Raw genomic sequence first — 25,508 nt, 5'->3', positions numbered from 1 at the left:
GGGCAACCCACTGTCTGGAGGAGGTTCCACATGAACAAGGTTTACGGCTCGGCCGCCGAAGCGCTGGACGGGCTTTTGCGCGACGACATGCTGATTGCGGCGGGCGGCTTTGGCCTCTGCGGCATCCCCGAATTGCTCTTGGCCGCGATCCGCGACTCGGGCGTCAAGGATCTGACCTTCGCGTCCAACAATGCAGGCGTCGATGATTTCGGCATCGGCATCCTGCTGCAAACGCGGCAGGTGCGCAAAATGATGTCCTCTTATGTGGGCGAAAACGCCGAATTCATGCGCCAGTATCTCTCGGGCGAGCTTGAGCTTGAATTCAACCCCCAAGGCACGCTCGCCGAGCGGATGCGCGCAGGCGGCTGCGGCATCCCCGGTTTCTACACCAAGACCGGCGTGGGCACCCAGGTGGCCGAGGGCAAGGAACACAAAGAGTTCAACGGCGAGACCTATATTCTCGAACGCGGCATCTTTGCCGATCTGTCCATCGTCAAGGCATGGAAGGCCGATACCACCGGCAACGCGATCTTCCGCAAGACCGCGCGCAACTTCAACCCGCCCGCCGCCATGTGCGGCAAGGTCTGCGTGATGGAGGTCGAGGAAATCGTCCAGCCCGGCGAACTCGACCCCGACTGCATCCACCTGCCGGGAATCTACGTGCATCGCCTTGTGCAGGGCACCCATGAGAAACGTATCGAACAACGCACCGTGAGGGCTGCATAATGGCTTGGGATCGCAATCAGATGGCCGCACGCGCGGCGCTCGAACTCCAGGACGGGACCTATGTGAACCTCGGGATCGGCATCCCGACACTGGTGCCCAATTTCATCCCCGAGGGTGTGCATGTCACGCTGCAATCGGAAAACGGGATGCTCGGCATGGGGCCCTTCCCCATCGCAGGTACCGAAGACCCCGATCTCATCAACGCGGGCAAGCAGACCATCACCGAACTGCCCGACACCAGCTATTTCGACAGCGCCACCTCGTTCGGCATGATCCGGGGCGGCAAGATCGCCATGGCGATCCTTGGCGCGATGGAAGTGGCCGAGAATGGCGATCTCGCCAACTGGATGATCCCCGGCAAGCTGGTCAAGGGCATGGGCGGGGCCATGGATCTGGTCGCCGGTGTGGGCCGCGTGGTCGTGGTCATGGACCACACCAACAAGCATGGTGAATCCAAAGTGCTGAAATCCTGCACCCTGCCGCTCACCGGCACGGGCGTGGTCAACCGGATCATTTCGAACCTCGGCGTTCTCGATGTGGTCGAGGGCGGCCTCAAGATTGTTGAACTGGCTGACGGCGTGACCGAAGCGGAACTGCGCGCCGCGACTGAGGCGACCATCGTCAACTGATCTGCAAGACCGGAAATCCAAGGGGCCGGACACCGCAAGGGTCCGGCCCTTATTTCATCGCGAGATTGAGCGCACAGGCATCCGTGATCAGCTCGGGCTGCGTCTTGCACAGGCCGCGCGCCACCTCATAGGCGGCCAGCACCTTGGGAATGTAATCGCGGGTCTCGGTATAGGGTGGCACGCCGCCATGCTGTTTGACCGCATTCTCGCCAGCGTTGTAACCCGCCAAGGCCAGCAGCACGTCGCCCTTGAACTCCGTCATCAGCCAGTCGAGATAGGCCACCCCGCCCCGGATATTCTCGGCCGGTGACAGGCTGTCGGTCACACCGAACCGGCGCGCGGTATCCGGCATGAGCTGCATCAGCCCCTGCGCCCCGGCCGAACTGACCGCCGCTGTGCGCCCCGAGGATTCCACCGCGATCACCGCCAGGACCAGAGCGGGCGAAATTTGCGTGCCGATGGTCTGGCTCAGGATATGGCTGCCTTCGGCGCGGGCAATCTCTTGCACCGATTGCAGGCGCGGCGCACTCACAGCCTTGCCTGCGGGCGGTTTGGCCAGATGTTCCATCGCCGCGCGCAGGCGCAACACGCCATCAGAGCCAATATCGGCAGGCACCCTTTCCCAGAACCAGCCATAGGCGGCCTCGCGCGGTGTAACGGGGGCCTCTGGCCCTTCTTCCGCGACCGCAGCACGCTGTGGTTCGGGCGGTGCCGGCGCAATCTGCACCAGGGGGCCACGCCGCGTGCCCGGTGCGGGCGCCTTTTCCCGCTTGAACGTGAACTCCTTGAACGGCTGCGGTGCCTGCGCCGCAGCCGGGCTTGTCCCTGCGAGAATCGCAGCAGAAACCAAAAGGTTTAAAAATTTCATAGCGGGCGCTGCTCTGCCTCTGATTGATTGTCGCCAGTATCGCAAAAATCCGAACTTCACGCCAGCATTGTTCAACAGAGCACCGCGAACCCCCCACATTTGCGCCACATTTATCACCTCAAAGCCCCTTTCAAACAATTTTTCAGGGTTTCTTTTGTTATCTTTCAGTATCTTAAGATTTTTCGGAATGTTTTTTTAGGCCAGTCCAAAAACGATCCAGTGCCGCCAAATTCCCGCCCGATTTGACCCGCTATATGGCTTCACACCACGACGGCAGCGGGCCATAAAAAACTGGGGGTCCTAAACCGAAGCGGGTGTAACAACACAGCAACTGATCCTTTGGAGGGACCAAACCATGATCAAATTCTTCAAGAACTTCTCGAAAGACGAAGACGGCGCAGTGACGGTTGACTGGGTCGTGCTGACCGCAGCAGTCGTTGGCCTCGGCATCGCCGGCGTGTCCACCGTCAGCACCGGCATCGAAAACCTCGCCACCACCATCGGTACCGAAGTGGGCGGCTCGGCGGTTGTCGACCTCGGCACCCTCGGCCAATAAGGCCTGACGGCCCGGGCCTGAACCGGGCAATCACATAGAAATGGCCACGGATAGCTCCTATCCGTGGCCATTTTCTTTCGTGCCAGGGTCACATCTTGCGGGGCTGAAAGGCGCTATATCGCCGCCGCTTGTCCCTGATTTTGACACAATGGCGGGCTACCACGAGATTTGATCACCGGTCCTGTGCCGGACCTCCTCTTGCGATGAAAGGGAAACCCCATGCGAGCAGTTTTCGGATTGGTGCTGATCGTGGGCCTCGGGCTTGCGGGATTTGCCGTCTACATGGCCAAGAATTATATCGAAGGATATCAGCGCCAATTAGCCGCCGAGCGTCAGCAGCGCGCCCCCGCGATTGAAACCGTCGACATCCTCGTCGCCACCCGCCCCCTGCAATACGGCGAGGCGATTGACAAGGACGCAGTGCGCCTCACACCCTTCCCCAAGACCTCTCTGCCCGAAGGCGTCTTCAACACCGCCGAGGCCTTCTTTCCCCAAGGGGACGCGGTCAAGCGCCGCGCCATCCGCCGGATGGAGGCGAACGAGCCCATTTTGGCCGTCAAGGTCACGGAACCGGGGGCCGAGGTGGGCATCACCTCGCAACTCGAACGCGGCATGCGCGCCTTTGCCGTCAAGGTCGATGTGACCAGCGGTGTTTCGGGCTTTCTGCGCCCCGGCGACACGATCGACATCTACTGGACCGGCAGCGTCGGCGCGAACAACGTGCGCACCGAAGGCAATTCCATGGGCGAAGTCACCAAGCTGATTGAAACAGGGGTCAAGCTGATCGCCGTGGATCAGGTGGCCGACATGGACACCTCCGAGGCGGTCATCGCCCGGACCGTGACGGTCGCGGTCAAACCGCAGCAGGTCGCAGCCCTTGCTCAGGCGCAATCCACCGGACGGTTGTCGCTGTCGCTTGTCGGGGCCCTTGACGATACCGTGGCCGAGGTGATCGAGGTCGACCAGCACAGGTTGCTTGGCATCACCGCCGAGACCGTCGTCGAACAGGCCCCGGCGCCCGAGACCTGCACCATCCGCACCCGGCGTGGGGCAGAGGTGATCGAAACCCCGATCCCCTGCACAAACTGACCCTTTCCGCGACACGCAGAGATGGCACCCGGTGACGGGTGCCATTTTCGCATTTTGGAATTTGGTCACAGTTTCAAGAAAAATGCGCAAAACGGCATTGATTCTTGAAAAAATATCGGAACTGCCCCACAGTAGCTTAAATCCGGGCGCTAAGACCCGAAAAATGAGGCGTGATCGGAAAGGCAGGTCACATGAAATTGCGTAGACATATTTGCGCGGCCCTTTTGGGCGTTGCGCTCGTTGCGGGGCATGTGCCGCAACCTGCACAGGCGGAAAACATCCGCGTAGTGCGCAATGGCACCTCGAGCGCCCTCAGCGTTGCCATGAACCGCGCCGTGGTGGTCGAGAGCGACTCGCCGTTTGCCGAACTCAGCATCGCCAACCCGGCGATTGCCGATTTCTCTACCCTGTCGGACCGCACGATCTATGTGCTGGGCAAGACACCGGGGCGCACCACACTCAGCCTCTTTGATGGCGTGGGCCAACTCATTACCAATATCGACGTGCATGTCAGCACCGATATCGAAGAGTTCAAGGAACGGCTGAAACAGATCCTGCCGGGCGAACCCATCGAAGTGCGCAGCGCCAATGACGGGATCGTCATTTCCGGCACCGTGTCCAGCACCTCGCGGATGCAACGCGCGCTTGATCTGGCCGAACGCTATGCGCCCGAGCGCGTGTCCAACCTGATGTCGGTCTCCGGCAAGCAGCAGGTCATGCTCAAGGTCCGGTTCGCCGAAATGCAGCGCAGCGTGTCCAAGGCGCTCTCCTCCTCATTGTCCATCGACGCACGCGGGGCCAACAAGGTGGGCGTCATCGGCGGCACCAACACCACCAATACCCAAGGCGGCGTTCTGGGCACATTGGCCGGGGCCATTCCCGGAACGAATGAAAACAACGCGGCCTTCGCCTTCGGCTTTGACGTGGGCTCGGTCGAGGTGGGCATCCTGCTCGAAGCGCTCGAAACCAAGGGCGTCGTGCGCACCCTGGCAGAGCCGAACCTGACCGCGCTGTCGGGCCAAGAGGCCAAGTTCCTCGCAGGTGGCGAATTCCCCGTGCCCGTGGCACAGGACAACAACACCACCTCCATCGAATTCAAACCTTTCGGGGTGGAGCTCAACTTCGTGCCGCGCGTCGTGGACGATGGCATCATCAACCTTGAAATGGCCGCGGCAGTTTCTTCCATCGACACGGCCAATGCCTTGGTTTCAAATGGGTTTTCAATCCCCGCTTTCCGCCGCCGTGACACCTCGACCACCGTCGCCCTACGCGATGGAGAGAGTTTTGCCATCGCGGGCCTGCTTCAGGATGATTTCCGCGACAATGCCGGTCAGGTGCCATGGCTGGGCGATGTGCCGGTTCTGGGATCGCTTTTCCGCAGCGCCGATTACCAGCGCTCGCAAACCGAACTGGTGATCATCATCTCGGCACATCTTGTGTCGCCCTCCCGTGGCGAGGCGCTGGCCTTGCCCACGGATCGTGTCAAACTGCCCTCGGAAAAGGATCTTTTCCTGAATGGTCGCGTCGCAAGAGGCGTCAATGACAAGGGTGCCGTGGGTGAGGTGGCCAAGCAGGATTTCACCGGCTCCTATGGCTATGTGATGGATTGAGCGGGGGAAACGGGCCATGAAACATGTTTTCGCAATCGCCGGCCTGATCGCCGCGACCGCCTGCACCTCGCAGGACGCCGTCTACCGCTCCTATTTCGGTGAGGCCGGCGCCCATGTGGACAACGGCCACTTCGGCGAGGCGGTGATGAACAACCATCTCGTGATGACGGGCGAACGCAGCTATACGTTCGATCTCGCCAATCGCTTCGCAAGCGAGGTGATGAGCACCGTCAACTTCGCCTTCAACTCGGCCGAACTGGACGCAGGCGCACGCGACACGCTGCGCGAACAGGCCCGGTGGATACGTCAATTCCCCGAAGTGCGCTTCCGCGTCTATGGCCATACCGATGCGGTCGGCTCCGACAGCTACAACAAGGCCCTCGGCATGCGCCGCGCTCAGGCCGTGGTCGCCTTCCTCACCAGCGAGGGCATAAGCCGCTCGCGCCTCGAGGCGGTCGCCTCTTTCGGCGAAACCCAACCGCTGATCGTGACCCAAGGCCGCGAGCGCCGCAACCGCCGCACCGTGACCGAAGTGTCGGGCTTCGTGCAGTCCCATCCGATCATCATGGATGGCAAATACGCCGAGGTCGTCTACCGCGAATACATCAACAGCGCTGCGCCACGATCGACCCTGTTGATGGTCGAATCCTCCGCCGGCGCGGACGACTCTGGCGGGTAACGCCAAGAACCGTTTCTCCCTGTTCGGCTCTGTCCGGACCACCTCGAACCCGCCCCTGATTGGGCGGGTTTTTGTCTCTCAAGACCGCACAATTACGATCTTTTGGCCCAAATGTCGCCAATATTCCCGCGCATCTTGCACCAGAGCCAAAGGTTTCCGTCGCATGCGGTGCCGGGCTGGATGGCCGTATTTCCATGTCCAGCCCGCGTATTGGCAAACACCGCCGGAGCGACGGCAAGAACAGGACCGAGAGAATGACGAGTAGTGTAGCGAAACAGCCTGATCCAAGCCCGATCGTCGCCTGTACCATCAGTCGCGACGTGCAGAATTTTGACCTGCTGATCGAGGATATGGAGGCTGCCCTGGGCGAATCCTGGGGCGATCTGGGCTTTGCCGAGGCACTGGCATTTTTCAACCAGCCCGAGGCTAACTCCTTGGAATTCGTGGCAGTTGCCATCGACGAGGCCGACGAAGATGATCTTGTCATGCTGGGGGAAATCATCTCGCTGGCCAACAAGAAGGGCATCAAGGTCATTCTCATCGCCGAGGATGTCAGCCCCGCCGCCCTGCACCAATTGCTGCGTCAGGGCGCCGATGAATTCGTCCCCTACCCCCTGCCCGAGGGCGAGCTTCAGGCCGCCATCGACCGCCTGCGCCACATGCCCCCGCCCGCGCAGCACGCCCCGACGGCTGCGAATACCCATCCCGCCCTGGCCAATCCGACCGCCGGGGAAGGCGTGATTCTCGCCGTGCAAAGCCTTGCGGGCGGCACCGGTGCCACCACCCTCGCGGTCAACCTTGCATGGGAGCTGGCCAATGTCGAAAAGGCCAACCCGCCGCGCGTCTGCCTGCTGGATTTCGGATTGCAATTTGGCTCGGTCGCAACCTATCTCGACCTGCCGCGCCGCGATGTCGTGTTCGAGATGTGGTCCGATACCGAGGCGCTTGATGATGACATCTTCCGTCAGGCTCTTGTCGCCTTCGAGGACAAACTCTGGGTGCTGACCGCCCCCGCCGATGTGCTGCCGCTCGACATGATTTCCTCCGAGGATGTGAACAAGTTGCTTGGCCTTGCGTGCAAACATTTCGATTACGTCGTGATCGACATGCCCGGCTCGCTGGTCCAATGGACCGAAGCGGTGCTGCACGCCTCCCAGATCTACTTCGCCACGCTCGAGCTTGACATGCGCTCGGCCCAGAATGCGCTGCGGCTCAAACGGGCGATGCAGTCCGAGGAACTGCCCGTGGACAAGCTGCGGTATTGCCTCAACCGCGCGCCAAAGTTCACCGACCTGAACGGCAAGAGCCGCGTCAAACGCATGGCCGAGAGCCTCGAAATCCGTATCGAGCTGCTCATGCCGGATGGCGGACGGGCCGTCTGCCAAAGTTCGGACCACGGTCTGCCGCTGGCCTCCAGCGCCGCCAAGAACCCGCTGCGCCGCGAAATCGCCAAACTGGCCAGCACCCTTCACGCTCATGGCAAGAGCGACGCCGAAGCCGCCTAACCAGAGGTAGAACCCGATGTTCTCTCGATACAAGAAATCGCCCAGCGACCGCGCAGGCTCCAAGCCTTCGGCAGCCACCGCCCCCGCCGCGCCCCCCCGGACAGCCCCGGTCGAAGTTGCGGCAATCCCGTCCATGCGCAAACCCCTGCCCAAGGTCGCAGCGGTGCCCGTCGGCATTGACAAGGAGCGCAAGCGCAAAGAGCGGATCAGCGAGATCAAGATCGAATTGCACCGCGCGATGCTCGACCACCTCAATCTCGCCGCGCTCGACACGGCCTCCGAATCCGACCTGCGCGCCGAAATCAGCTCTATCGCAGGCGAGATCCTCGAAGAAAAAGGCATCGTCCTCAACCGCGAGGACCGCATGCAACTCACCCAGGAACTCTATGACGAGGTCAAGGGTCTTGGTCCGCTCGAGACCCTGCTCAAGGATGACACGGTCAACGATATTCTCGTCAACGGCCCGCACCAGATTTTCATCGAACGCGCGGGCAAGCTCGAACTCAGCGACGTCACCTTCAAGGATGAAAAGCATCTCCTGCGCATCATCGACAAGATCGTGTCGGCGGTGGGTCGGCGCGTGGACGAATCCAACCCCTATGTTGACGCCCGCCTTGCCGATGGCTCGCGCTTCAACGCCATGGTGCCCCCTGTCGCGGTGGATGGCAGCCTTGTCTCAATCCGGAAATTCAAAAAGGACAAGCTGGGCATCGACGATCTGGTGAAATTCGGAGCCTTTTCCGAGGAAATGGCCGCCTATCTTCAGGCCGCCGTCGCCACCCGCCTCAACGTGATCGTCTCGGGCGGTACCGGCTCGGGCAAAACCACCACACTCAACGCGCTGTCCTCCTTCATCGACAATTCCGAGCGGATTCTCACCATCGAGGACACCGCCGAATTGCAACTGCAACAGATCCACGTGGGCCGGATGGAAAGCCGCCCGCCCAACGTCGAAGGCAAGGGCGAGGTGTCGCCGCGCGACTGTCTCAAGAACGCGCTGCGGATGCGTCCAGACCGGATCATCGTGGGCGAGACGCGCGGCGAAGAGGTGATCGACATGCTTCAGGCCATGAACACCGGCCACGACGGCTCGATGACCACGATCCACGCCAACAATCCGCGTGACGGCATCAGCCGTCTGGAAAACATGGTCGCCATGGCCGGCATCGAAATGCCGCTCAAGGCGGTGCGCAGCCAGATCGCCAGCGCCGTCAACCTCATCGTGCAGGCCAGCCGCCTTCAAGACGGCTCGCGCCGCATGACCTCGATCACCGAGATCACGGGCATGGAGGGCGATGTCATCTCGATGCAGGAGATTTTCCGCTTTCAGCGCGTGGGCCTGACCCCGGACAACAAGATCATCGGTCATTTCACCGCCACCGGCGTGCGCTCGCATTATTCCGAACGCTTCCGCCTCTGGGGCTATGACCTGCCCCCCCATATCTACGAACCCATCGCAGCGGAGTAACGCAGATGACCCTCAGTGCCGAACCAATCATCTATGCGTTGATCTTCGTCGGCGTGCTCGTTCTGGTCGAGGGGATTTACCTTACCGTTTTCGGGCGCTCGATCAGTCTCAACAACCGGGTCAACCGCCGCCTCGAAATGCTCGACAAATCGGGCAACCGCGAAGAGGTGATGGAAAAGCTGCGCAAGGAAATGCAGCAGCACCTCAATGCGCGCAAACTGCCGCTCTATTCCATCCTCTCGGAAAAGGCGCAAAAAGCGGCCATCGCCTTTACCCCCCGGCAGTTGATCATGCTGATGGGTGGTCTCAGCGTGCTGGCCTTTATCGGCCTTTCGGTCGGCACCGATACTGCCGCCCCGGTGCGCGCGATTGCCTCTGTCGGCATCGGCGTGGGCGGTATATTTACCTGGATCAGCATGAAGGCGGCCAAACGCATGGCGCTGCTCGAGGAACAATTGCCCGACGCCATCGAACTCATGGTGCGGTCCCTGCGGGTCGGCCATCCGTTTTCTTCGGCCATCGGCATCGTCGCGAACGAGGTCGGCGATCCGCTCGCCACCGAATTCGGCATCATCGCGGACGAGGCCGCCTATGGCCGCGACATGGGCGAGGCGCTCAAGGAAATGGCGGAACGGCTCGACATGCAGGATTTGCGCTTTCTCGCCGTGGCCGTGACCATCCAGCAGCAATCGGGCGGCAACCTCGCGGAAATCCTCGCCGGTCTGGCCAAGGTGATCCGCGCCCGCTTTCGCCTCTTCCGCCGGGTCAAGGCCATCACCGCCGAGGCAAAATGGTCCGGCAAATTCCTCTCCGGCTTTCCCATTCTCGCGCTGATCGGCATTCAGTTGATCAAGCCCGACTATTACGACGAAGCGATGAATCACCCCTTCTTCATCCCCGCCGTTCTGGTCGTCGGTGTCTTTCTGGTGATGAACCTGATCGTCATGCGCGCCCTCGTGAACATCAAGGTCTGAGGAACGGATCATGCAAATTCTCTCTGTTCTCAACGATGTCCTGACCGGCGCACTCGGGCCGTTTGGCCCTCTGATCGCGGTGGGTGGCTTGGGCGTCATGCTCATCCTCATCACCATCCCGATGATGCTGCGGCAAAAACAGGACCCGCTCGAAAAACTCAAACAGGCCAATCAGCGCCAATCCGCCGCGTCCAGCAATGCCAAGACCAACCTGCGCGCGGGCAAGCAGAACAAGAAACTCGACCGCTACGCCACCTTCCTCGAACCGCAAGACGCCAAGCAACTCAGCCAGATCCGGCTCAAGCTGATGCAGGCTGGCTACCGGCATCGCGACGCCGTGCGCTACTACCACTTCGCGCAATTCGCGCTCGCGGTCGGGCTGCTGATCCTTGGGGTGATCTACTACGTCCTGTTCAAATCGGGCACCGAGACCAGCACGCAGGAAACCCTGCTCTATATCCTCGGGCCCGCAGGCATCGGCTACATGATGCCGAAATACTGGATCACGAAACGTCAGCAGAAACGCCAGGAGGAAATTCAGGACGGCTTTCCCGACAGTCTCGACATGATGCTTGTCTGCATCGAGGCCGGTCAGTCGATGGATCAATCCATCATCCGCGTCTCCAGCGAAATGCGCGCCTCTTACCCCGCGCTGGCCGAGGAATTCGAGATCGTCGCCCTTCAGATCAAGGCCGGGCGCGACAAACCCTCGGTTCTGGGCGAAATGGCCGAACGCTGCGGCGTGCAGGATATTTCCAGCTTTGTCACCGTTCTGGTGCAATCGCAGACTTTCGGCACCTCGATCGGCGAGGCGCTGCGCGTCTATGCAGGCGAGATGCGTGACAAACGGGTCATGCGCGCCGAGGAAAAAGCCAACAAGCTGCCGACCAAGATGACATTGGCCACGATGATGCTTACAGTGCCGCCATTGCTGATCATTCTGGTCGGGCCGTCGGTTCTGGGTATCATGGAACTGTTCGCCATGGCCGGCAAGTAAACGGGGCGACATGATAGGGCGGGCGGCGGTTTTTCTGGCGGGGACACTCGCGCTTGCAGGCTGCCTTGCGCCCGCCACCCCGGATGGCCCCTATGCCCCCGGCGTGGTGCCCGGGGCCGAGGCCGTGGATGGCCTCGTGGTCGGGCATCGCCTCATGGATGCGGGCGAATACGAACTCGCGCACAAGGCCTATACCCGCGCCGCCATCACCCATGGCATGACGGCCGATGTGCTGGCCGGGCTGGGCAGCGCCAATCTCGCCTTGGGCCGCCTTGGCACCGCCGAACGCCTCCTGCGCGAAGCGATCGAACAACCCGACGCCACCCCCGAAACCTGGAACAATCTCGGTGTCGTGCTGGTCGAAAAGGGCAATTACCCCGAGGCCGAACAGATGCTGCGCCGCGCCTACGCCCTCGACAATGGCGAAAGTGACGCAATTCGCGACAATTTGCGCTTAGCACTCGCAAAATCGGAAAATTCTGATTATGGTACAGAGGAAGAGCAAGATTACAAACTGGTGCGGCGGGGCAGTGGCGATTATCTGGTCCGCAAGATACCATGACGAGGCCGAGGCAGTAAAAGGACGCAAAAATGCGCCACCCTATTCTTGTTTCCCTGTGCGTGGCAGGCGCGTTCGCCCTGTCCGCTTGCGAGCAGTCCAGCGGGAATGACGTAGACCGTGCATTCCAGGACATCAATGTCGTGGACGAAACCAACCTCAACGACGTGATGCTGACCGCCAGTGACCCGAACGAGGCGGTCGCCTATTTCCAGCGCGCCGTGGGCGAAAAGCCCGACAGGATCGACCTCTTGCGCGGTCTGGGCAAATCCCTCGTGCGCGCCAAGCGCAACACCGAGGCCGTGTCGATCTGGACCCGCGTCACCGAACACAAGGACGCCACCGACGAAGACCGCGTCGATCTGGCCGATGCCCTGATCCGCAACAACGAATGGGACCGCGCCAAGACGGTGCTCGACAGCATCCCCCCCACCCACGAGACCTTCAAACGCTACCGGCTCGAGGCCATGGTCGCCGACAGCAAACAGGACTGGAACAAGGCCGACAGCTTTTATGAGATTGCCGTTGGCCTCACCACCCAACCCGCAGGCGTGATGAACAACTGGGGCTATTCCAAACTGACGCGCGGCGATTATCCCGGCGCAGAGCGGCTCTTTACCGATGCTGTCCGCCAGGATCCGGCCCTCTTCACCGCCAAGAACAATCTCGTTCTCGCCCGTGGTGCGCAGCGCAACTATTCCCTGCCCGTCCTGCCTGTCAGCCAGACAGAACGCGCGCAATTGCTTTATACCCTCGGCCTCTCGGCCATCAAGCAGGGCGATACCGCGATTGGCGAGGGGCTGTTGCGCGACGCCGTGGAAACCCATCCCCAGCATTTCGAAGATGCCGTGCGCTCGCTACGCGCGCTCGAAACCAAAGTATCCGGCTAGGGCCGCCCGATGTCGCTTGAGATCACCGCGCATTCGGCCCTCTGGTTCCTGCCTTTCGTCCTGCCCGTCTGCGTCTGGGTCGCGCTCAGCGATCTGCGTCGCATGAAGATCCCCAATACCGCCGTCCTGACGCTGGTGGGGATTTTCCTCGTGGTCGGGCTTTTGACCCTGCCGCTCATCGACTACGCGTGGCGGCTCTCGCATCTGGCGGTCATGCTGGTGGCGGGGATTGCCATGAACGCCGCCCGGCTGATGGGCGCGGGCGATGCCAAGTTCATCGCCGCTGCCGCCCCCTTTGTTGCGCTTGGCGATGCCGCATCGCTCGCCTTCATCTTCGCCGCCACCCTGCTTGGGGCTTTCGTGACCCATCGGGCGATCATGTATAGCCCCCTGCGCCGCCTCGCCCCCGACTGGCAAAGCTGGCACACAGGCAAGAAATTCCCCATGGGCCTGGCCTTGGGTGGCACGCTCGCGATCTACCTGAGCTTGGGCGCGCTCTACGGGGCCTGAAACGATCTCAGGATAAGCCGCGTGACGTGTTCGGGTCGAGATTGCGCCCGATCCGCCAGTCAAAGCGCCGCAGAGCTGCCCGACACTCTCCACAATTTCTGCACCTTTTGATGCGACGGTGCCGGTGATGCAATCCGACCCAGCACAGGCAGACCAGATGAACATGCAGGCCAGCACCGGCGTTCAGCCGCCCCCGCCCCCGTCCCGGCTGGAGGAAATGCAATTGCCCGTCGTCATGATGCGGGACATCCTGCTCAAGACCATGTTCCGCAAGAACCTCGACCTTGCCACCGACATCGCCGAGGCGATCTGCCTGCCGCGCGCCGTCACGCAAGAACTGATCGACATGGCCCGCAGCCAGAAACTGATCGAGGCGACCGGCACGCTCAATGCCAATTCCGGCGGCGAAATGGGCTATCAGCTGACCGATGCCGGCAAATCCCGCGCGCTCGACGCGCTCAGCCAATCGGAATATTTCGGCGCCATGCCGGTGCCGCTCTCGGTCTACCGCGAACAGGTCAAGCGTCAGTCGATCCGCAACATTCAGGTCACGCGCGAGCAACTGACCAACGCCATGGGGCACCTGATCCTGCCCAAATCCCTGCTGGATCACCTTGGCCCTGCGGTCAGCGCCGGGCGCTCGATCCTGATGTATGGCCCGCCCGGCAACGGCAAATCCTCGATCTCCAATGGCATCCGTGACGCCATGGGCGACAAGATCTACGTGCCCCGCGCCATCGAATACTCCGGTCAGGTCATCACCGTCTACGATCCCATCGTCCATTCATCGGCCGAGGTCGAGATTGACGATCCCAATTCCCTGCGCCGCAAACGCACCTTTGATACGCGCTATGTCCGCTGTGAACGCCCGACCGTGATCACCGGCGGCGAACTCAGCCTGTCGATGCTCGATCTGGTCTATAACCCCACCGCGCGCACCTATCAGGCGCCGCTGCAACTCAAATCCACCGGCGGCATCTTCATCGTCGACGACCTTGGCCGTCAGGCCGAACCGCCGCAGGCCCTCGTCAACCGCTGGATCGTGCCCCTGGAAGAGGCCAAGGATATTCTCGCCCTGCAATCGGGCGAGAAATTCGAGGTGCCGTTCGACACGCTGGTGATCTTCTCGACCAACTTCCACCCCAACGCGATCTTCGACAAGGCCGCGTTGCGCCGGATCTTCTACAAGATCAAGATCGACGGTCCCTGCCAATCCGACTTCCTCAAGATCTTCGCCATGGTCGCCCGCAAGAAGGGCATGCCGCTGGACGAGGCCGCGCTGATCTACCTGATCAAGGAAAAATACCCCACGATCGACAATGTCTATGCCAATTATCAGCCGGTTTTCCTGATCGACCAGATGATCTCGATCTGCAACTTCGAGGGCATCCCCTATCAGATGACCCCCGAACTCATCGAACGTGCCTGGGCCAATATGTTCGTGCGCGAGGAAGAGATCCTGCACTAGGCGGCTTTGCCTGCAAGAAAGGTTGATGCCGCGCGCGAGACAGATGCTGGTCTGTATCATCGCCGCGCACAGCCCGATTGAGAACATTTAGCGAACACGCTATCCTGTCCCCATGACGATTCCGCTTCTCAGCCGCGACAGCCACCGCCCTGCCCTGCGCCTGCTGGGCACGCTCGACTTGGCCCTCACCCGCCTGCATGAATGCACCGGCCCCGCCCGCCACAGCTTTGCGATGCTCCTCGTCGGGGCCCTGCGCGGTCCCGTGCTCTGGATCGCCCCCGCTTGGGCGCGCGACCGCCTCAACCCCGATGGCATCTGCCCCCTCACCGGGGCCGAAAACGGGCCGGAATCCCTCATCTTCATCACACCTGAGCGGCGCGAGGATCTCTTGTGGTGCATGGAAGAGGCCCTGCGCAGCGGGGCCGCCCCGCTCATCATCGCCGACCTGCCAGGGCCGCCCGCCCTCACCCCGGTCCGCCGCCTGCATCTCGCCGCCGAAGAAGGGGCGGCACGTGGCCACCATCGCCCCTTGGGCCTGATCCTCACACCGGGCGATGGAGGCGCACCCGGCGTGGAAACCCGCTGGCACATGGCCCCCGCGCATGAGCCACAGATCGACCGCTGGCACCTCACCCGCCGCCGCGCCCGCACAGCGCCCCCCGCCGCATGGCACCTCACCGGCCAGCCCGGCGCATGGGCGCTCAGGCAAACGTGACCTTGGCGCACCGTAGGGTGGGTGAAACCCACCACCCACCCATCACCCACCACCCACCATTCCACATCACATCCCGCCCGGCGCGCAAATCCCCACCGACGGAATACCGACACGGCACCGCTCTCCAGGGCCCATGGTTCCCCCATTCGCACCCCCCTGCCCGAAACCGACGCCTGATGTCGAAAACATCTGGTCCCCCACCTCACGTCCTGCCATGGTGGCCCCACCATGCGCCTGCTCATTTCCTTTGCCGCCCTCTTTCTCTCGGTCGTGCTCCTGCAACTCTCGACAGGCGGGGTGGGTCCACTTGATGCGCTCTCCGGTCTCGCGCTCGATTTCACCACAGCCCAGATCGGACTCCTCGGCTCGGCACATTTCGTGGGTTTCTTCATCGGTTGCTGGTTCGCACCCCGCCTGATGGGCACCATCGGACACTCCCGCGCCTTTGCCGCCTTTACCGCCGCAGGGGCCATCGGCCTCTTGGCGCATATGCTGGTGATCGACCCCTACGCCTGGGCCTTGATGCGCATGGCCTCGGGGCTCTGCGTGGCGGGCTGCTATACGGTGATCGAAGCATGGTTGCAGGCCAAGGTCACGAACGAGACGCGCGGCCGCGCCATGGGCATCTATCGCGTCGTCGACATGGGCGCATCGCTGGCTGCTCAATTGCTGATTTCCGTATTGGCTCCGGCCTCTTACGTCTCCTACAACCTGCTGGCCCTGCTCTGCTGCGCAGCACTTCTGCCGCTCACCCTGTCGCGCCTGCGTGAACCGGAAACGCCCGAGGCTCCGCGCCTGCGGCCCATGCTGCTCATCGCCTGCTCGCCCCTGGCGGCGGCGGGCGTGCTGGTGGCGGCGCTCTCCAGCGCCTCCTTTCGCATGGTCGGGCCTCTCTATGGCCAACAGGTCGGCCTTGCCGTGGATCAGATCGCGGGCTTTCTGGCGGTCTTCGTTCTGGGCGGCGCGGTCGCGCAATACCCGGTCGGCTGGCTTGCCGATCGCTACGACCGCCGCTGGGTTTTGATCGGACTTTCGGTCGCCGCCATCCTGTCCTCGGTCGCAACCGCCATGACCGAGAATCTCGACACTTTCGGCATCCTGATGACGGCCTTCTTCTTTGGCATGACCACCTTTCCGATCTATTCGGTCAGCGCCGCCCACGCCCATGACTTTGCCGAGGCCCATGAACGGGTCGAGCTTTCCGCCGCGCTCATGTTCTTCTTTGCCGTGGGGGCCATCGCCGCCCCCCTCATGGCCTCCACCCTCATCGACGCCTATGGACCCCCTGCCATGTTCGTAATGATCGCGGCCGGTCACGCCCTCCTTGTCGTCTTTGGCCTCGTCCGGATGCGCGCCCGGCCCACTGCCGAACGCCGCACCGCCTATGTCTGGTCACCGCGCACCTCCTTCCTTATCGGCCGCCTCACCGGACGCAGCCGCGACAAGGACGCAAGCGGGCGCTAGAACTGCCCGCGAAACCGCGCTAAACGGGGCCAAACCGTCAAGGAATAGCGCAATATGGCACGGCATCTCATCACCTCGGCAATCCCCTACATCAACGGGATCAAGCATCTTGGCAATCTCGTGGGCTCGCAGCTTCCGGCGGATCTCTTTGCCCGCTACTGCCGTGCCCGCGGCCACGAAGTGCTGTTTCTCTGCGCCACGGACGAGCATGGCACGCCCGCCGAACTCGCCGCTGCCAAGGCAGGGCAGCCGGTGGCCGACTATTGCGCCGAAATGCACGCTGTTCAGGCCGAAATCGCCCGCGGCTTTCGCCTCAGCTTCGATCACTTCGGGCGCTCCTCCTCGGCTCAGAACCGCAAACTGACCCAGCATTTCGCCCGACGCCTCCATGATCAGGGGCTGATCCGCGAAGTCTCGGAAACCCAGATGTATTCCCCCACCGACGGGCGCTATCTGCCCGACCGCTACATCGAGGGCACCTGCCCCAATTGCGGCTACGACTCGGCGCGCGGCGACCAATGCGACAACTGCACCAAGCAGTTGGACCCGGTCGATCTGATCAACCCCCGCTCGTCGGTCTCGGGGGCGACCGATCTTGAAATGCGCGAGACCAAGCATCTCTATCTGTGCCAATCGCAGATGAAGGATGAGCTGGAAAAGTGGATCGACTCCAAAACCGACTGGCCCGTGCTGACCACCTCCATCGCCAGGAAATGGCTCAATGACGGCGATGGCTTGCAGGACCGTGGCATCACCCGCGATCTCGATTGGGGCATTCCTGTGCAATTCGACGGCGCCCCCTGGCAGGGGATGGAGGGCAAGGTGTTCTACGTCTGGTTCGACGCCCCCATCGAATACATCGCCTGCGGCGCGGAATGGGCCGAGGCGACCGGGCTTGACGCCTCCGCTTGGGAACGCTGGTGGCGCACCGACAAGGGCGCAGAGGACGTCACCTATACCCAGTTCATGGGCAAGGATAACGTGCCCTTCCACACGCTCAGCTTTCCCGCCACGATCCTTGGCTCGCGCGAGCCGTGGAAGCTGGTGGATTACATCAAATCCTTCAACTACCTCAATTATGACGGCGGTCAGTTCAGCACATCCCGCGGGCGCGGTGTTTTCATGGATCAGGCGCTCGAAATCCTGCCCGCCGATTACTGGCGTTGGTGGCTCCTCAGCCACGCCCCCGAAAGCTCGGATAGCGAGTTCACATGGGACAACTTCCAGGCCTCGGTGAACAAGGATCTCGCCGACGTTCTGGGCAATTTCGTCAGCCGCGTGACCAAGTTCTGCCGCTCCAAATTCGGCGAGGTGGTTCCGACGGGCGGCGCCTACGGCACACAGGAAGAGGCGCTGATCGCGCGCCTCACATCCCGCGTCCGCGAGTATCAGGACCATATGGAAGCGATGGAGGTCCGCAAATCGGCGAGCGCCCTGCGCGCCATCTGGGTCGAGGGCAACGAATACCTGCAAGAAGCAGCGCCCTGGTCCACCTTCAAGACCGACCCGGAGCGTGCCGCGATGCAAACCCGCCTCGCGCTCAACCTCATCCGTCTTTACGCCGTGCTCTCGTCCCCCTTCATCCCCGACGCCGCCGCCGCGATGCTCTCGGCCATGCAAGCCCAGGATGACACATGGCCCGATGACGTGCCCGCAGCCCTCGCATGCCTCGCGCCGGGCCACGCCTTCACCGTGCCCGACGTGCTCTTCAGCAAGATCACCGACGAAGCCCGCGAAGACTGGCAGACCCGGTTTTCGGGGATCAGGACCTGAACGGGAAAGAACGCGCAGGGCGGTCCACCCGCCCCGCGCGCCTTGTCTCTCACGCAGGCGCGGAAACTCTGGAGAAGTCGCGCCGCAACTTGCTCAGAGAGACAAAGTGAAAGGCGAGAAAGATCGCCACGAAATACCCCGGAAACATCGCCAGCGGATGCAGGTTGATGATATTGGGGGTCTCATGCGCCATCAGATGCGCGAACCCTTCTGACGTGGCGATCCCCGTCAGGACGGCTACAACGAAATCGGCCAGCCCGACGATATTGGCGCGCAGCACCTTGGCCTTTGCATCCGCCGCGCCATCGGCACAGGCCCGCCACGCCCGATAGCCTTCGATCCCGGCCCAGATATCGCCAAGCCCCGCCAAAAGCGCGAATTGCCACGGGATGATCCCCGCCGCCCAACCGACAAGAAAGATCGCCCCCATGACGCGCGGGATCTGAAACGCCACCAGCAAACCCTGGTCCAAATGCGCCACGACCGCCCGCCCCGTCTGCGTCCGCGTGGCCAAGGCCCAAAGCAGCGCCGCCCCGCCCAACATGGAAAAGAGCACCACAGGCGGATCCAGCACGGTCGCGGGCACCATGAACGTGCCCCTCCGCGACAGATCCATCGCAAGCGCCCCCCAGAGCGCCAGGATGCACGCTGGCACCAGCACAGCGCGCGCCAGTGCCGCCCGGCCCAGCCCCGCGCGCTGCGCGCCCATGGCCACCATCGCCAGCGCAAGTCCGGGCAGTAGAATCAGGAATACATGCACATAGGCGAGCAGAGCATCAGACATCTTGGCACCTCCATTTGATACCATTTTAATAGTCACTACATTTTTTATAGTCAATTCCTTTTTTGAATCCGCTAGCTATACTCTCCCCATGACGAAAACGAGCCGCAGCAACTGCCCGATTCTGCGGGCCACCAATGCCATGGGCGACCAATGGTCGATCCTGATTCTGCGAGAGTTCTTTCTTGAGGGGCCGCGCCGCTTTCAGGATTTGCAGGACACGCTGGCGCTGTCCCCAAACACCCTGTCCAACCGACTGAAAAAGCTTGAAAACTCCGGCGTCATTGCCCGCCGTACCTATTCCACGAACCCGCCACGCGCGGAATATGTCCTGACAGAAACCGGTCATGCGCTCCGACCAGTGATGCGCGCGCTGCACGAATGGGGCGAGGCGCATACGCCCGACCTCGAATAGCGCCGACAAAATTCGCAGGGCGGTCCTCCCGCCCTGCGCAGCATGTTCTATCTGATGGGTCTCAGACCGTCAGCATCCGGTATAGCTCGTCCTTCAGCGCCGCGCGCTTCTTGCGCATCTCGACTTCGGCCAGTTCCTCGACCGGCTCGACCAGCGTTTCGGCCCGGTGCACGGCGCGGTTCAGATCATGATACTCTTCGGCCAGACGGGCAAAATGCGCGTCCGACTGCTTCAATTCGCTGATCTTGTCGGCCAGTTGCGGGAATTCTTCCGGCAGTTCATGGGGGGTATTGGACATCGCGCATCGCTCCTTCTTGATTGCTCAGTCCAGACCCTAGGGATCAAGCCACGCGCCCTCCTTGATCCGGATCAACAAAGGCGACTTTCGCAATCATCTTGGAAAGACTTACCGGCGCTTGCGCTGCGGCTTGGGGCGCGCGGGCTTGGCTGGATCGGAGTCAGGCTCTTGCGGCATCCCCAACTGATCGCGCAACACGCGCGGGCGCACCTCTTCCACGGCGCCAGGCTTCAACTGACCCAGTTGGAATGGCCCATAGGACAGCCGGATCAGCCGGTTCACCACCAGCCCGACCGATTCCATCGCGCGGCGGATTTCGCGGTTCTTGCCCTCGCGAATGGCCACCGTGATCCAGGCGTTTGCCCCTTGCTGGCGATCCAGACTGACGATCATCGGCTGAAACGCCTCGCCCTCAACCACCAGCCCCTTGCGCAGCGGCTCGAACGTGGCATCGGTGGGCCGCCCGTTCACCCGCACCCGGTAGCGACGCAACCAGCCGGTTGAGGGCAGTTCCAGCTTGCGTTTCAGCGCCCCGTCATTGGTCAAGAGCAGCAGGCCCTCGGAATTGAGGTCAAGCCGCCCGACACTCATCACGCGCGGCATATCCTCGGGCAGATCGTCATAGATCGTGCGACGTCCCTTTTCATCGCGCGTCGTCGTCACAAGGCCGGTGGGCTTGTGATAGAGCCAGAGCCGCGCCGGTTCCGCCGCCTCAAGAGCGCGCCCGTTCACAACCACCTTGTCGGACGCGGTGACATTCAGCGCGGCGCGCAGCACCTTTTGCCCGTTGACGGTCACGCGCCCCTCTTCGATCAGGCGCTCGGCCTCGCGGCGGCTGGCGATGCCCGCGCGGGCGATGACCTTGGCGATGCGCTCGCCTTCGGGGGTCTTCTTCTCTGGGGTTTTGCTGTTCATGCGCCGCGCATAGCGCAATTGCAGAGCTTGCGAAAGCGTCTTGCGCGCGGCACAAGCAGGACATGACATTTCGCAGCCATATGGACATCGCCCTGGACGAGGCCCACGCCGCCGCCGCACGCGGCGAGGTGCCGGTGGGTGCCGTCATCGTCGCCCCCTCAGGCGCCGTCGTGGCGCGGGCCGGCAACCGCACCCGCGAACTGAACGATCCCACCGCCCATGCCGAAATCCTCGCCATCCGGGCAGCTTGCGCGGCCATCGGCTCCGAGCGCTTGCCGGGCCATGATCTCTATGTAACGCTGGAGCCTTGCGCGATGTGCGCCAGTGCCATTGCGGCGGCGCGCATTTCCCGGCTCTATTATGGGGCCGCCGATCCCAAATCCGGCGGGGTGGCCGTGGGCGCACGGGTGTTCACCCATCCGCAATGCCACCACACGCCCGAGATCTACGACGGTATCGCCGCGACTGAGGCCGAGACCCTGCTCAAGACCTTCTTTCGCGACCGCCGCAGCCCGTCAGAAGAGTGACAGACCGTCCGCCAGAAACGGATGCCGCGCCACAATCGGCGTAACAATCGTCTCGCGCAAAATGGGCTTCAGCTTCTCCGCCAGCGTCGCCGGCATATCCTGCAATATCCCCTTGCGCGCCGTGACGCTGATGGTGCGTGTCAGCGGTGCCATCGGCAATTCGAACACGTCGATCTGATCGGCAAAGCGTCGCGCCCGCATCAAGGCCAGCGGCGTCAGGATCGACCACCCCGCCCCCTGCCCCACCAATGCCAGAATGGAATGGTAGCTGTCCAACTCGAACCGGTGCGGCATGCTCAGGTTTTGCCGCGCCAGATGCGAGGAAATAAGCCGCCCCATGTAATGCCGCTGCGTATATTGAATGAGAGGCAGACGCTTCAACTGCCGCAGCACGTCGCGCTCGGGCCGGATCACGCCGCGCGGCGCCACCACGGCAAAGCCTTCGCGCAACACCGGATGCACCTCGACCCAGTCCGCCTCGCCCCCCAGTTCGGCCGCCACGATCACATCCAGCGACCGCGCATCCAACTGATCATAGAGATGATGGCTCGCCCCCGTTTCCAGCAGAAACTGACAGCCTTTCAACTCACCCGCCATATGGGTCAAGAGCTGCGGCGTCACATCCGCCTCCAGATCCTCGATCATGCCCAGCCGGAACCGCGTCAGCGTCGAGAGATGCGACATCGCAAGCTCGGCCCGCGCCTGCGCCGCTTCGTTCAGGATGGCCAGTGCGCGCCGGTGCATGATCTCGCCCGCAGGCGTCAGGCGAATGGGCCGGGCGTTGCGCTGCAAGAGCGTGGCCCCCACCGCCCCTTCGAGATTGGTCAATTGCTGGCTGACCGCCGACGGGCTCGCCCCCAGCCGCCGCGCAGCCGCAGAGATCGACCGCTCATCGGCCGCCGCCATGAACACCTCGATCCCCCACAGGGTTATCCGCCCCGGGCTATCGACCATTTCGACCTATTTGCCCAGCTTCGACAGCTTGTCTTGCAGTTCGGCGAGCTGTTTCTTGATGTCGTCCAGCCCCTCCTTGCTGTCCCCGGCTGCACTCTCGGACTGTGGCGCGCTCGTGCCCATGCCCTTGAACCCACCGGTCATCGCCTTCATGAAGGCCTCTTGCTGCGCGCGCATGGCCTCCATGCCGGGCATCGCGGCCAGGGGGTTGGCCTTGGTCATGTTTTCCAGCATCTTCGACTGACCGTCGCGCAGCATCTCGAAACTGGCTGCCAGAAACTCGGGCACGACGCTGGTGGCCTGTGTGGTATAGCTGCGCACCAGATCGTTCAGCACATTGATCGGCAGCACGCTTTCACCCCGGCTCTCGTGCTCGGCAATGATCTGGAGCAGGTATTGCCGTGTCAGATCATCCCCGGATTTGAGGTCGATGATCTGTACCTCGCGCCCTTCGCGGATGAACTCGGCAATATCCTCGAGGGTCACGTAATCCGATGTTTCGGTATTATACAGCCGCCGGCTGGCATAGCGTTTGATCAGCAGCGGTTTTTTGGAGTCGGCCAAGGGGTATCCTCCCGGAGAATGCAGCGCTGCAGCATAGCTTAGACACAAGCGCCACAAAAAGAAAGGGCGAGCCGCAAGGCTCGCCCGTCACAGTCCATACCCCTCAAGGGAGGGGATGAGGGTATGGCTCTGCTATTCTTACTTGGCCGCTGCGGTTGCCTTCTGGGTCGCTGCGGTCACGTCGTCTGCGGCTTTCTTGACAGCCTTGGTGGCGTCTTCCTGGATGGTCTTGCCAGCAGCCAGCATCAGTTCGACGGTTTCCATCTGAACTTTCTTGGCAACTTCTGCGAAGGCGGCCATGTTCTCGGCGGCCACTTCGGCATTGGCCGATGCGAAATCGGTCATCGCCTTGGCGTAATCAGCGGGCTCTGCCTTGGCCTTGGACATTTCGCTCAGCTTGGCGAGCGTGTCTTTGGTCCACTTGTTCGAGATCTCGGCCGACTTCTCAGCAGCGGTCAGAGCCACGCCCGAGAGCTTCTCGCTCAGGGTTGCCTGGTTCTTGAACGCGTCTTCCAGAGCTTTGGTGTCAACCGGGAATGCGCCCATGACGTCTTTGAACATCGCGGTGAAATCTTGTGCTTTTGCCATTGGTTCGGTCCTTTCGGCTGTGGCGGAACATCCCGCCGTTTCTGCAACTGCAACAAGATATACATGCTGCAGTGCAGCAATTCAAGCTTTTTCTGCACTGCAGCATTTTTTCTGGGTGCTCAAGAAAAAGGCTAAAAGATCAAAGCGTTGCCTTTTTCCGCACATAGGTTCCGGGGGCCGGGGCCAGTGGCGGGTGCTCCGAATCGCCCGGTTCGCGCCCCGCGATCATCTTGCCTGACCGCTTGGCCAGCCACGATTCCCAGCGCGGCCACCATGACCCGGCAGTATACTCCGCCCCCTGCATCCAGGCCTCGGCATCGCCCGTCAGATCGGGGTTCGTGTAATGCCCGTATTTCTTCTTGGTTGGCGGATTGACGATGCCCGCGATATGCCCTGATTCCGAGACGATAAAGGTCCGGTCCTTGGCCCCGGTCTGCTGGAACCCGCGATAGCAGTCCTTCCAGGCCGCGATATGGTCGGTCTCGCAGGTGATCGACATGAGGGGCACCTTGACGTCGCGGATATGCAACCGCTCACCGCAGAGCTCGAAACCGTCCGTCACGAATTGGTTGCCCTGGCACAGGCCGCGCAGATATTGCATCGTCATCTTGCCCGGCAGGTTCGCCCCATCGCCATTCCAGTAGAGCAGGTCAAACGCAGGCGGCGCCTCGCCCATCATGTAGCTGCGCACGGCGGGTTGATAGATCAGATCGCGCGAACGCAGGAACGACATCGTGCGTCCCATGATGAACGACCGCAAGACGCCCTGCTGCGCCACCTCTTCTTCGATTCCGTCAATGAAATCGTCCTGCAGGAAGGGCGTGAATTCCCCCTGCTCGGCAAAATCCGTGAGCGCGGTAAAGAACGTGGCGGATTTGATCGATTTGTCGCCCCGCTTGGCCATCAGCGCCAGCGTCAAATGCAGCGTGGTGCCCGCGATGCAATAGCCCACCGCGTTCACCTCTTTCTGCCCGGTGATCGCCTTGGCCTCGCGAATCGCGGTCAGAAAGCCATCCTCGATGTAATCCTCCATGCCGACCTCGGCGTGGCTGGCATCGGCATTGACCCAACTCGCGACAAACAGCGTGTAGCCCTGATCCACCACCCATTTGATCAGAGAGTTATCGGGCTTGAGATCAAGAATGTAGAACTTGTTGATCCAGGGCGGAAAGATCACGATCGGAATCTCATGCACCTGCTCGGTCGTGGGGCTGTATTGAATCAGCTCCATCATCCGGTTGCGATACACGACCTCTCCCTGCGTGGTGCCGATATTCTCCCCCAGCTGAAACGCCTTGTCATCCGCCAGCCGCACCACCAGTTCGCCGTTGTTGGCCTCGAGATCCGCGATGAGGTTCTCCAACCCCTTGACCAGACTTTCGCCCTCCGTTGCGACCGCGCGCTCGAGAGCATCGGGATTGGTGCCCAGGAAATTCGTGGGCGACATCATGTCGATGATCTGATGCGCGAAGTAATCCAGCCGCCGCTTGTCCTTGGGCGGCAGGTCATCGACATCGCCCACCGCTTTCTCGATGGCCTGCGCGTTAAGGGCGTATTGCTGCTTGATGTATCTGAAATAGGGATGCGTGTTCCACAACGGGTTGGCAAAGCGCTTGTCGCCCGCCAAGGGATCGGGCGCGTCCTCCTCGGTCACTGGCTCGCCGCGCAGCATCACCTGCTGCGCTTCCAGAAAATGCCGCACCGACTTGCCCCAGTATTCCAGCTGCTGCTCATAGATCTTGCCGGGGTTCTCGATGGCCTCGGCCCAATAGGATTTCGCCGCCTTGGCAAAAAGCTCCTGATTGGGGCCGTTCAATGTCGGATTGGCCGGGTTGCGCGCCGCGAGCGCCTGGATCAACCGCTGCGACAACTGTTCGACCTTGGCAAGGTTTTCGTTGAGCTTTTCTAGATTTTGCCCTGCGACATCGTCTTGCGTTGCCATTTTTTATATTTCCCCTTAACATTTTCTGCTATGCAGCATAGCGT

At 61.9% G+C, this 25,508-nt stretch carries 27 protein-coding genes; 19 read left to right on the top strand and 8 right to left on the bottom strand.

The genetic code is table 11. The annotated features are described in order from the left end of the window. Window positions 1-30: 30 nt before the first annotated feature. Both MVC20_RS09790 and MVC20_RS09785 read left to right on the top strand, forming a co-directional pair. Window positions 31-726, top strand: a complete 696-nt coding sequence (locus tag MVC20_RS09790; protein WP_037272239.1) for a CoA transferase subunit A — start codon at window positions 31-33, stop codon at window positions 724-726. Then, on the top strand, window positions 726-1,355 hold the full coding sequence (locus tag MVC20_RS09785; protein WP_297540812.1) for a 3-oxoacid CoA-transferase subunit B: 630 nt from the start codon (window positions 726-728) through the stop codon (window positions 1,353-1,355). The genes MVC20_RS09790 and MVC20_RS09785 overlap by 1 nt, the downstream gene beginning before the upstream one ends. A gap of 49 nt (window positions 1,356-1,404) precedes the next feature. On the opposite strand, the gene MVC20_RS09780 is transcribed toward MVC20_RS09785, so the two are convergent. Beyond that, entirely contained in the window at window positions 1,405-2,223 is an 819-nt protein-coding gene (locus MVC20_RS09780; RefSeq protein ID WP_297540810.1) for a transglycosylase SLT domain-containing protein, read from the bottom strand. Window positions 2,224-2,578: 355 nt separating this feature from the next. Here MVC20_RS09780 and MVC20_RS09775 point away from each other — a divergent pair, with 355 nt between their 5' ends. The 15 genes from MVC20_RS09775 to metG all read left to right on the top strand — a co-directional run bounded on the left by MVC20_RS09775 (window position 2,579) and on the right by metG (window position 18,480). Beyond that, complete coding sequence (locus tag MVC20_RS09775; RefSeq protein ID WP_297540809.1) at window positions 2,579-2,779, top strand: hypothetical protein; 201 nt, start codon at window positions 2,579-2,581, stop codon at window positions 2,777-2,779. A gap of 219 nt (window positions 2,780-2,998) precedes the next feature. Continuing rightward, window positions 2,999-3,868, top strand: a complete 870-nt coding sequence (cpaB, locus tag MVC20_RS09770; RefSeq protein WP_297540807.1) for a Flp pilus assembly protein CpaB — start codon at window positions 2,999-3,001, stop codon at window positions 3,866-3,868. 191 nt (window positions 3,869-4,059) lie between these two features. Continuing rightward, the gene (locus MVC20_RS09765; protein ID WP_297540805.1) at window positions 4,060-5,478 is read left to right on the top strand and encodes a type II and III secretion system protein family protein; all 1,419 of its coding nucleotides are present in this window, start codon (window positions 4,060-4,062) and stop codon (window positions 5,476-5,478) included. Between the two features lie 16 nt (window positions 5,479-5,494). After that, window positions 5,495-6,157 (top strand): OmpA family protein, encoded by a 663-nt coding sequence (locus tag MVC20_RS09760; RefSeq protein WP_297540803.1) that lies wholly within the window; start codon window positions 5,495-5,497, stop codon window positions 6,155-6,157. Window positions 6,158-6,411: 254 nt separating this feature from the next. Then, a complete protein-coding gene (locus tag MVC20_RS09755) occupies window positions 6,412-7,662 on the top strand; it encodes an AAA family ATPase (protein WP_297540801.1) in 1,251 nt (416 codons plus the stop codon). A 16-nt stretch (window positions 7,663-7,678) separates the two neighbouring features. Beyond that, window positions 7,679-9,130 (top strand): CpaF family protein, encoded by a 1,452-nt coding sequence (locus MVC20_RS09750; protein ID WP_297540799.1) that lies wholly within the window; start codon window positions 7,679-7,681, stop codon window positions 9,128-9,130. A 5-nt stretch (window positions 9,131-9,135) separates the two neighbouring features. Beyond that, complete coding sequence (locus tag MVC20_RS09745; RefSeq protein ID WP_297540797.1) at window positions 9,136-10,104, top strand: type II secretion system F family protein; 969 nt, start codon at window positions 9,136-9,138, stop codon at window positions 10,102-10,104. Between the two features lie 10 nt (window positions 10,105-10,114). Beyond that, the gene (locus MVC20_RS09740; protein ID WP_297540795.1) at window positions 10,115-11,101 is read left to right on the top strand and encodes a type II secretion system F family protein; all 987 of its coding nucleotides are present in this window, start codon (window positions 10,115-10,117) and stop codon (window positions 11,099-11,101) included. Between the two features lie 10 nt (window positions 11,102-11,111). Next, window positions 11,112-11,663, top strand: coding sequence for a tetratricopeptide repeat protein (locus MVC20_RS09735; RefSeq protein ID WP_297540793.1), 552 nt, complete (start codon window positions 11,112-11,114; stop codon window positions 11,661-11,663). Between the two features lie 29 nt (window positions 11,664-11,692). Beyond that, a complete protein-coding gene (locus MVC20_RS09730) occupies window positions 11,693-12,550 on the top strand; it encodes a tetratricopeptide repeat protein (RefSeq protein WP_297540791.1) in 858 nt (285 codons plus the stop codon). Window positions 12,551-12,559: 9 nt separating this feature from the next. Next, window positions 12,560-13,060: a prepilin peptidase gene (locus MVC20_RS09725; RefSeq protein ID WP_297540789.1), complete on the top strand. Its 501-nt coding sequence runs from the start codon at window positions 12,560-12,562 to the stop codon at window positions 13,058-13,060. Between the two features lie 157 nt (window positions 13,061-13,217). After that, complete coding sequence (locus MVC20_RS09720) at window positions 13,218-14,528, top strand: ATPase (RefSeq protein ID WP_297541441.1); 1,311 nt, start codon at window positions 13,218-13,220, stop codon at window positions 14,526-14,528. A 112-nt stretch (window positions 14,529-14,640) separates the two neighbouring features. Further along, window positions 14,641-15,243, top strand: coding sequence for a hypothetical protein (locus tag MVC20_RS09715; protein ID WP_297540787.1), 603 nt, complete (start codon window positions 14,641-14,643; stop codon window positions 15,241-15,243). A 228-nt stretch (window positions 15,244-15,471) separates the two neighbouring features. Beyond that, complete coding sequence (locus MVC20_RS09710; protein ID WP_297540785.1) at window positions 15,472-16,707, top strand: MFS transporter; 1,236 nt, start codon at window positions 15,472-15,474, stop codon at window positions 16,705-16,707. A gap of 54 nt (window positions 16,708-16,761) precedes the next feature. Continuing rightward, the gene (metG, locus tag MVC20_RS09705) at window positions 16,762-18,480 is read left to right on the top strand and encodes a methionine--tRNA ligase (RefSeq protein WP_297540783.1); all 1,719 of its coding nucleotides are present in this window, start codon (window positions 16,762-16,764) and stop codon (window positions 18,478-18,480) included. A gap of 49 nt (window positions 18,481-18,529) precedes the next feature. Here metG and MVC20_RS09700 read toward each other — a convergent pair whose 3' ends face one another. Beyond that, a complete protein-coding gene (locus MVC20_RS09700) occupies window positions 18,530-19,264 on the bottom strand; it encodes a hypothetical protein (RefSeq protein ID WP_297540781.1) in 735 nt (244 codons plus the stop codon). 88 nt (window positions 19,265-19,352) lie between these two features. Here MVC20_RS09700 and MVC20_RS09695 point away from each other — a divergent pair, with 88 nt between their 5' ends. After that, window positions 19,353-19,676: a helix-turn-helix domain-containing protein gene (locus MVC20_RS09695; protein WP_297540779.1), complete on the top strand. Its 324-nt coding sequence runs from the start codon at window positions 19,353-19,355 to the stop codon at window positions 19,674-19,676. Between the two features lie 61 nt (window positions 19,677-19,737). On the opposite strand, the gene MVC20_RS09690 is transcribed toward MVC20_RS09695, so the two are convergent. Then, window positions 19,738-19,974, bottom strand: coding sequence for a DUF465 domain-containing protein (locus MVC20_RS09690; protein WP_297540778.1), 237 nt, complete (start codon window positions 19,972-19,974; stop codon window positions 19,738-19,740). 108 nt (window positions 19,975-20,082) lie between these two features. Further along, window positions 20,083-20,889, bottom strand: a complete 807-nt coding sequence (locus MVC20_RS09685) for a pseudouridine synthase (RefSeq protein ID WP_297540776.1) — start codon at window positions 20,887-20,889, stop codon at window positions 20,083-20,085. 62 nt (window positions 20,890-20,951) lie between these two features. Here MVC20_RS09685 and MVC20_RS09680 point away from each other — a divergent pair, with 62 nt between their 5' ends. Then, window positions 20,952-21,416 (top strand): nucleoside deaminase, encoded by a 465-nt coding sequence (locus MVC20_RS09680; protein WP_297540774.1) that lies wholly within the window; start codon window positions 20,952-20,954, stop codon window positions 21,414-21,416. On the opposite strand, the gene MVC20_RS09675 is transcribed toward MVC20_RS09680, so the two are convergent. The 4 genes from MVC20_RS09675 to phaC all read right to left on the bottom strand — a co-directional run bounded on the left by MVC20_RS09675 (window position 21,405) and on the right by phaC (window position 25,464). Beyond that, window positions 21,405-22,370 (bottom strand): LysR family transcriptional regulator, encoded by a 966-nt coding sequence (locus MVC20_RS09675; RefSeq protein ID WP_297540772.1) that lies wholly within the window; start codon window positions 22,368-22,370, stop codon window positions 21,405-21,407. The genes MVC20_RS09680 and MVC20_RS09675 overlap by 12 nt on opposite strands. Before the next feature lie 6 nt (window positions 22,371-22,376). Continuing rightward, window positions 22,377-22,934 carry a polyhydroxyalkanoate synthesis repressor PhaR gene (gene phaR / locus MVC20_RS09670; RefSeq protein ID WP_297540770.1) on the bottom strand — a complete coding sequence of 186 codons (558 nt, stop codon included), beginning with the start codon at window positions 22,932-22,934 and terminating at the stop codon, window positions 22,377-22,379. 138 nt (window positions 22,935-23,072) lie between these two features. Beyond that, entirely contained in the window at window positions 23,073-23,522 is a 450-nt protein-coding gene (locus MVC20_RS09665) for a phasin, PhaP (protein WP_297540768.1), read from the bottom strand. A gap of 139 nt (window positions 23,523-23,661) precedes the next feature. Next, window positions 23,662-25,464, bottom strand: coding sequence for a class I poly(R)-hydroxyalkanoic acid synthase (gene phaC / locus MVC20_RS09660; protein WP_297540766.1), 1,803 nt, complete (start codon window positions 25,462-25,464; stop codon window positions 23,662-23,664). Window positions 25,465-25,508: the final 44 nt, after the last annotated feature.

Origin of the sequence: Roseovarius sp. (genome assembly GCF_027019125.1) — a bacterium.
Classification (GTDB): domain Bacteria; phylum Pseudomonadota; class Alphaproteobacteria; order Rhodobacterales; family Rhodobacteraceae; genus Roseovarius.
This window is presented reverse-complemented; position numbering and strand designations above follow the sequence as displayed.

Excerpts from the sequence above, each read along its gene's own strand:
- MVC20_RS09790 (WP_037272239.1), top strand. The coding sequence starts at position 31 with ATGAACAAGGTTTACGGCTCGGCCGCCGAAGCGCTGGACGGGCTTTTG.
- MVC20_RS09785 (WP_297540812.1), top strand. The coding sequence starts at position 726 with ATGGCTTGGGATCGCAATCAGATGGCCGCACGCGCGGCGCTCGAACTC.
- MVC20_RS09780 (WP_297540810.1), bottom strand. The coding sequence starts at position 2,223 with ATGAAATTTTTAAACCTTTTGGTTTCTGCTGCGATTCTCGCAGGGACA.
- MVC20_RS09775 (WP_297540809.1), top strand. The coding sequence starts at position 2,579 with ATGATCAAATTCTTCAAGAACTTCTCGAAAGACGAAGACGGCGCAGTG.
- cpaB (WP_297540807.1), top strand. The coding sequence starts at position 2,999 with ATGCGAGCAGTTTTCGGATTGGTGCTGATCGTGGGCCTCGGGCTTGCG.
- MVC20_RS09765 (WP_297540805.1), top strand. The coding sequence starts at position 4,060 with ATGAAATTGCGTAGACATATTTGCGCGGCCCTTTTGGGCGTTGCGCTC.
- MVC20_RS09760 (WP_297540803.1), top strand. The coding sequence starts at position 5,495 with ATGAAACATGTTTTCGCAATCGCCGGCCTGATCGCCGCGACCGCCTGC.
- MVC20_RS09755 (WP_297540801.1), top strand. The coding sequence starts at position 6,412 with ATGACGAGTAGTGTAGCGAAACAGCCTGATCCAAGCCCGATCGTCGCC.
- MVC20_RS09750 (WP_297540799.1), top strand. The coding sequence starts at position 7,679 with ATGTTCTCTCGATACAAGAAATCGCCCAGCGACCGCGCAGGCTCCAAG.
- MVC20_RS09745 (WP_297540797.1), top strand. The coding sequence starts at position 9,136 with ATGACCCTCAGTGCCGAACCAATCATCTATGCGTTGATCTTCGTCGGC.
- MVC20_RS09740 (WP_297540795.1), top strand. The coding sequence starts at position 10,115 with ATGCAAATTCTCTCTGTTCTCAACGATGTCCTGACCGGCGCACTCGGG.
- MVC20_RS09735 (WP_297540793.1), top strand. The coding sequence starts at position 11,112 with ATGATAGGGCGGGCGGCGGTTTTTCTGGCGGGGACACTCGCGCTTGCA.
- MVC20_RS09730 (WP_297540791.1), top strand. The coding sequence starts at position 11,693 with ATGCGCCACCCTATTCTTGTTTCCCTGTGCGTGGCAGGCGCGTTCGCC.
- MVC20_RS09725 (WP_297540789.1), top strand. The coding sequence starts at position 12,560 with ATGTCGCTTGAGATCACCGCGCATTCGGCCCTCTGGTTCCTGCCTTTC.
- MVC20_RS09720 (WP_297541441.1), top strand. The coding sequence starts at position 13,218 with ATGAACATGCAGGCCAGCACCGGCGTTCAGCCGCCCCCGCCCCCGTCC.
- MVC20_RS09715 (WP_297540787.1), top strand. The coding sequence starts at position 14,641 with ATGACGATTCCGCTTCTCAGCCGCGACAGCCACCGCCCTGCCCTGCGC.
- MVC20_RS09710 (WP_297540785.1), top strand. The coding sequence starts at position 15,472 with ATGCGCCTGCTCATTTCCTTTGCCGCCCTCTTTCTCTCGGTCGTGCTC.
- metG (WP_297540783.1), top strand. The coding sequence starts at position 16,762 with ATGGCACGGCATCTCATCACCTCGGCAATCCCCTACATCAACGGGATC.
- MVC20_RS09700 (WP_297540781.1), bottom strand. The coding sequence starts at position 19,264 with ATGTCTGATGCTCTGCTCGCCTATGTGCATGTATTCCTGATTCTACTG.
- MVC20_RS09695 (WP_297540779.1), top strand. The coding sequence starts at position 19,353 with ATGACGAAAACGAGCCGCAGCAACTGCCCGATTCTGCGGGCCACCAAT.
- MVC20_RS09690 (WP_297540778.1), bottom strand. The coding sequence starts at position 19,974 with ATGTCCAATACCCCCCATGAACTGCCGGAAGAATTCCCGCAACTGGCC.
- MVC20_RS09685 (WP_297540776.1), bottom strand. The coding sequence starts at position 20,889 with ATGAACAGCAAAACCCCAGAGAAGAAGACCCCCGAAGGCGAGCGCATC.
- MVC20_RS09680 (WP_297540774.1), top strand. The coding sequence starts at position 20,952 with ATGACATTTCGCAGCCATATGGACATCGCCCTGGACGAGGCCCACGCC.
- MVC20_RS09675 (WP_297540772.1), bottom strand. The coding sequence starts at position 22,370 with ATGGTCGATAGCCCGGGGCGGATAACCCTGTGGGGGATCGAGGTGTTC.
- MVC20_RS09665 (WP_297540768.1), bottom strand. The coding sequence starts at position 23,522 with ATGGCAAAAGCACAAGATTTCACCGCGATGTTCAAAGACGTCATGGGC.
- phaC (WP_297540766.1), bottom strand. The coding sequence starts at position 25,464 with ATGGCAACGCAAGACGATGTCGCAGGGCAAAATCTAGAAAAGCTCAAC.